Origin of the sequence: Streptomyces sp. NPDC026672 (genome assembly GCF_040638185.1) — a bacterium.
Classification (GTDB): domain Bacteria; phylum Actinomycetota; class Actinomycetes; order Streptomycetales; family Streptomycetaceae; genus Streptomyces.
On record NZ_JBEZXS010000096.1, the window covers coordinates 1 to 6,302 of the forward strand.

The following is a 6,302-nucleotide window of genomic DNA, read 5'->3' on the forward strand; positions in this document are numbered from 1 at the left end:
AATGGGTTCCGCGGGGATAACCCCCTGGTCGGGGGGCCCCCCCCGGCCAAAAACCGCGGCCGGGGGGCGGGGCCGTGATCACGGCCCCGCCCACCGGCGGCTTGACTTACCTTGTGCGGCTTCGCCAGTCCCGGCTCAGTTCCGGCTGACCGTGAAGGGCAGTCGGACATGGGCCTTCGAATCGGCGCCGGTCAGCGTGACGCTCGTCGAACCCCGCTTCGCCTTCCCCGGAACGCTGATGGTCGCGCCGGAGACGACGCCGTCACCATTCGCGTGCACGGTGATGGAGGCGAGTCCGTTGCCGAACCGGATGGTGACCGCCTCGTTCGGGGCGAACCCGGAACCGTTGACGGTGATCGCCGTACCGCGCGGTCCCGAGGTGGCCGACAGCGCCACCTGCGGCCGGTGCGTCGACGCCGCCCGCTCCTCGGTCACCCGGACGGTCGCCGTCGCCGGAGTCCGCGAGGACTTGCCGGCGGCGGTGATGGAGTACCGGCCGGGCCGCGCGTCGTCGGACGCCGACACGGTCGCCTGCACCGTGCCCGTCGCCGAGGCCGCGACCGTCAGGGTCTGCGCCGGGCTGGTGCCGAGCTTGACGGTCACCTGCTCGCCCGCCGCGAAGCCGCTGCCCTTGACGGTGATCGGGTCACCGGCGGTGCCGGACGCCGACGCCGAGATCGAGGGCTGCAGACCTGCCTTGCCCACGGTCACGGTGAACGTCTCGGTGCTGCTCGACAGGGTGTCCCACGCGGTGACGTGGACCGTGTACGTGCCCTCCTGCGCGTACGTGTGCTGTCCGCCGATCTTGCCGGACGCGTCGACCGTGGCGTCGGCCGGAACCGTGCCGTCACCCCACTGGACGCGAGCCTGGTAGCCCGTCGAGTCGGCGATGCCGCCGCTCACCGAACCGAGGTCCGCCGAGAACACCTTCCCCGCGGTGGCCGTCTGGTCCTTGGGGGCGGTGGTCACCAACTTGGCGTCCGGCGTGCCGTCGTGGGCGATGGCGAACACGTGGATCCTGCCCGCCGAGCCCGGGTCACCGGTCTGCGTCGGCAGGGTCACCGAGACCAGCGTCTTGCCCGCCGGGATCTGGTACGGCGCGGTGGCGAACAGGAACGGCTGGGCACCGTCCCGGTTCGTGCCGAGCAGTCGGTACGCGGCCTTGGCGACGACGATGTTACCGAAGGACGGCGTGCCGTTGGGGTTGCCGCCCAGCGTCCAGTCGCTCATCTGGATCGGGACGGTGGCGGTGCTGCCGTCACTGAACGTCGCCGTGCCGGTGGTGTTCTGGTTGCCCTGCGTCCCGACGCCGATGAACGAGATGCTCTTCGCGTCGGCCGGCAGGTTGAGCGCGATCGTGCTGCCGTTGCCGGTCGTGTTGTCCGGCTGGCCCGCCGAGACCGTCGGCAGCGTGAAGCGCAGCGCCGTACCCGGCACCTCGTGCTCTTCGCCCTGGGTCACACCGGCCGCCTGGAGGGCGGAACGGGAGTACGCCCACGACTTGCTGTCGCAGTTCGCCGCGACGGAGCCCTCGTCCCCGATGCACACGGAGTCGAACGCCGCGGTGAGGCTGGAACGCGCCGCGTAGCCGACGTCGACACCCACGGTCGCCGAGCCCTGGCCGGTGCCGTCGGCCACCGTGACCTTGGCCTGGTAGTAACCCGGCTTGTCGTAGGTGTGCGAGCCGGTCACGCCGTACACGCCACGGGAACTCTGGGCGAGGGTGCCCGCGGTGGCGGCCGAGCCGTCACCCCAGTCGATCGTCGCCCGGTAGCTGCTCGCGGTGCCTCCGGTGACGGTGCCCAGCGGCATCGACACCTCGGCGCCGGAGGTCGCGTGGACACTGTTGGCCGCGAAGACCGCGATGGCTCCGCCACCGAGTTGGACATCGCCGCCGGCGAGCAACTCGATCTCGGCGAGGTTGGTCTGCGCGGCGCCGACGGTCTTGCTCACGACCAGACGGAACTGCGCGAACTTCCCCGGCTCACCGATCTTGAAGGGCCGGGTCTGGTTGCGGGACGGGAAGACCTCGTCCTTGCGGGAGTCGACGGTGGTCCAGGTGATCCCGTCGTTGGAGCCCTGGAGCTTCCAGTTCGTCGGGTCGCCCGCACTCGCCCCGGAGGTGAGGGTGTAGTACGTCGGCGTCTGCTTGCCGCTGCGGAAGGCCCAGTTCACCTGCGGAGTGCCGGTGGCGAAGGTCATCTGCGTGGTCGACGTGTCGTCGAACAGCTTCGACGCGTCCTGCCCACCGGTCGCGGTCGCGGTGCCGAGACCGGGGCCCGTGGTGTCCTGCAGCGGCTTGGGCACGTCGTCGCCCTTGGTCAGCGACGGCGGTGCGTCGTTCTTGCCGGTGCCCCAGGACGACGGGTGCGAGCCCATCTGGAAGTCGATCCGGCCGCCGTGGGCGAGCACCGACGAGTCGATGGACACCGAGCGCTGCGACTTCCCGTTGACCTTCACGCCCTGCACGTAGACGTTCTTCGTGCTGTTGCCGGGCGCGTTGACGACGATGTCACCGGTCTTGCGGTGGACCGTCATCTGGGTGAACTGCGGCGAACCGATGGCCCAGTTGGACGAGCCCGCCTGGAGCGGGTAGATGCCGAGCGAGCTGAGGATGTACCACGACGACATCTCGCCGTTGTCCTCGTCACCCGGGTAGCCCTGGCCGATCTCGTCGCCCACGTACAGGCGCTGCATGATCTCCCGCACGAGAGCCTGCGTCTTCGACGGGGCGCCCGCGTAGTCGTACATGTACGGGATGTGGTGCGACGGCTGGTTGCTCATGCCGAGCTGGCCCAGGCGCACCGCCTGCGCCTCGAGCATCTCGTGGATCGTGCCGCCGTAGGTGCCGGGGTGGTCGGCCTTCTCCGGGGTGGCGAAGAACTGGTCGAGCTTCTTCTCCAGCTCCTTCTGCCCGCCGTAGAGGTTGGCCAGGCCCTTGCCGTCCTGCTGCGCGGTGAACGCGAAGTTCCACCCGTCCGTCTCGGTGTAGGCGCCACCCCAGTCCAGCGGGTCGCTCGCGGCGAACTTGCCGTTGGCGGCGCGCCCCTCGAAGAACTTCGTGTTCGTGTCGAAGAGGTTGACGTAGTTGCGCGCACGCTGGAGGAAGTACGTCGACTCCTCCTTGAGCTGCTTGCGCTCCGACTTCGGTGTGGCCGGGTCCTTGGCCAGGGCCGCGCCCATGTTCCCGATGCCGTAGTCGTTGATGAAGCCTTCCAGGGCCCACGACACCGACTCACCGGTGGAGGTCGGCGTGTAGCCGAGGAACAGCGAGCTCTCGATGCCCTTGCGGCCGACCTCGCTGCGCCCGGACGCGACGGTCGCGTCCTTGACCGCCGCCTTGTACGCGGTCAGCGGGTCGGGCATCTTGACGCCGTTGAGGTAGGCCTCGGCCAGTGCGACGTTCGCGCTGGTGCCGGTCATCAGGTCGGCGTAGCCGGGAGACGACCAGCGGGCTATCCATCCGCCGTCACGGTACTGCTGGACGAAGCCGTCGGCGATCTTGGCGGCGACGTCCGGGTACAGCATCGAGTACGCGGGCCACACCGTGCGGTAGGTGTCCCAGAACCCGTTGTTGACGTAGATCTGTCCGTCGACGACCTTCGCGCCGGTCTGCGTGGCGGACGACGTGCCGGTCGGCGCGGACACCGGGCTGGCGTACTGCCAGTGCGGCGCGGCGGCGGTACCGGTGTTCTCCGACTGCGAGTTCGGGTACAGGTTGAGCCGGTAGAGGTTCGAGTACAGCGTGACCTTCTGCGTCTCGGTCGCGCCCTTCACCTCGATGCGGCCGAGCCGGTCCTTCCACGCCGCGGTGGCGGCGGCGTGGATCTGGTCGAAGCTCTTGCCGGTGACCTCCATGTCGAGGTTCTTGCGAGCCTGGTCGACCGAGATGAACGACGTCGCGATACGCATCGTCACCTGCGAGTTCGCAGAGGTGTCGAAGGTGGCGGACGTCGCGGAGGACGCCGTCGGCGCCCGGTCGAAGGTGCCGGACACGAACATCCGGCTACGACCGGCGGACAGACCGCTGCCGTTGTCCACCCAGCCGGTGAACGTGCCGTCCGTACCGATGGTGAACGTGCCGTTGAAGAAGACGAGGCTTCCGGTGGCCTTCCCCGACGGGAACGTGAACTGCATGATCCCACCGTGGTCGGTGGGCGACATCTGCGCGGTCAGGCCGTTCTGCAGGGTGACCTGGTAGAAGTCCGGCCGCGCGATCTCGTCGTTGTGGCTGAAGGCGAGCGCACGCGTGTTGGGCGCGCCGGTGAGCGATCCGCCGGCCGGCACGGGCATGACCGACATCTGGTCGCGGTCGCCCATCCACGGGCTGGGCTCGTGCGAGATCGCGAGTCCCTGGAGCGTCGGCAGGTTGGCCGCGTTGTTGCCCTGCTGGTAGTCGTACTCCCAGGAGTTGGACGTGGCGTTGGTGACCGGCGTGAAGAAGTTGAAGCCGTTCGGCATCGCCGAGATCGGCAGGTTGTTGCCGCGCGAGAACGAGCCCGTCGCGTTGGTGCCCCGCCGGGTGTCGACGTAGTTGGTCAGGGTGGCGCCGTCGATCGGTGTCGGCGTGCCCGTCACGGCGACGTCGTCGAGCCAGCCCTGGAAACGGGTCGAGGCGGTCGCCTTGGGATCGTCGTAGGAGAGCAGGACACGGTCGATCGTCTTGCCGTTCGCGACCGCCCCGATGTCGGACTGGACCGCGTTCCACTGGTCGGCGTAGAGCACCTTCGACGCGCCCTGCCCGGCGGCCGTCAGCGCGTAGCCGTGCTGGTCGACCGGCGAGAGCCCGCTCAGGTAGCTGCCGTCGGTGAAGTGCAGGTCGACGGCCGCGTAGGTGGACGGGTACTGGGCGTCCTTGCTGGTGAACTCGGGGAAGATCTTGTACGACAGCCGGGTCTTCGGTCCGACCGGGATGTTGACGTCGAACAGCTTGTTGCTCGCGTACGCGCGACCGTCGGCCTGGGCGCCGCCCGAGTACCGCAGCGAAGCCACACCGGTGAATCCGGCGCTCGGCTTCATGTTGTAGCCGCTCACCGGGCCGGTGCCGACGACACTGACCATCGGGGTGGCCGGCGGCAATGTGTTCGAGCCGTCGCTGATGTTCCAGTCGGCGAGCTGGACGATCGAGTCACCGGAGTTCGCGGTGACGTTCAGCCGGTAGTAGCTGTAGGCGGTCGTGTTGGTGAAGCTGTACGTGTTGGTGGCGAACCGCCCGCTGAAGGTCACCCCCGTCCGCCGGTCCAGGTCGGTCCAGGCGCTGCCGTCGTCGGACCCCTGCACGGTGAAGTCCTTGGGGTCGCGGCCCGGCGCGTCGTTCGCGGAGGTCAGCGAGTACTTCACCACCGCCGCGGGCTTGGTCAGCTGGTAGGCCACCCAGCCGGTCTTGTCGAACGTCAGCCACTTGGTCGACGGATTGCCGTCCTTGAGGTTCGCGGCGATCTCACCCGGCGCGTTCTCGGCGCTCGCGGTCACCGCGCCGACCTGGTCGAGCAGGCTGCCGGGCAGTCCGGACGGGCTCGATCCGCTCAGGTTCTTCTGGACCGGCTTGCCGTCCGCGTCGACCTCGACGGTGCTCGTCGCGGGGTGCGGGTCGGCCGACTCGAAGGAGGAGCTGAAGCTGCCGGGCGCCGCACCCGCGGCGCTCGCCACGGGTGCGGCGACGAGGACGCCCAACGGCAGCGACAGGGCTATGGCCGCGCCGACCCATCTTCGGAGCGACAAAAGATGAACAGAAAGGCGATATGGCACAAAAGTACCTTTCTTTGAAAGGGGTCGAGAATGTCGAACGCGGGTGAAGGACCTGGTTGCCGCGGTTGATCGACTGCGATGGACCACGAGTGCGCCTCACGGGCACCCGGGGCTTGTCGCGTGCGGAGCCCGGAACGGCGCTCAGGGAGCGGTTCGGCTCCCACGGCGGGTCAGCACGGAGCGGCGGCGGGCGGGTTGCCGTAAGCCGACGGCAACCGTCATGACCGCTGCCGTGAGTTGGGACCTGGGCCCTTGAACCATGCGACGCTCCCATGAGGGGATGGTGAACTCGTGGAAGGGCGCACCCAGCCGGAGATCGTCGTTAGCCTGATCCCAGCGGACAACGTTGTCAAGAGTGATCACACAGCCATTTTTCCGGCATCGTCGGGCACCCTCGGGCACCCTCGGGTGCCTTCGGCAACGTGGGTGGGCGGGTTCGGCCCGCGGCAGCCCGCAGGGCCGTGGGGGGGGGGGGGGGCCCGCGCCCGGGCCCCCCCCCGCGGGGCCGCCAAAAAACGAAAACCAGGGGGTTGGGAAAAAAGTTTGGTGTTTAT

The 6,302-nt window shown here is 68.9% G+C and carries 1 protein-coding gene; it reads right to left on the minus strand.

Features of this window, described 5'->3' with window-relative positions; genetic code table 11:
- Positions 1 to 135: 135 nt before the first annotated feature.
- Positions 136 to 5,721 carry a GH92 family glycosyl hydrolase gene (locus AB0F77_RS42820; protein ID WP_361960174.1) on the minus strand — a complete coding sequence of 1,862 codons (5,586 nt, stop codon included), beginning with the start codon at positions 5,719 to 5,721 and terminating at the stop codon, positions 136 to 138.
- Positions 5,722 to 6,302 lie beyond the last annotated feature (581 nt).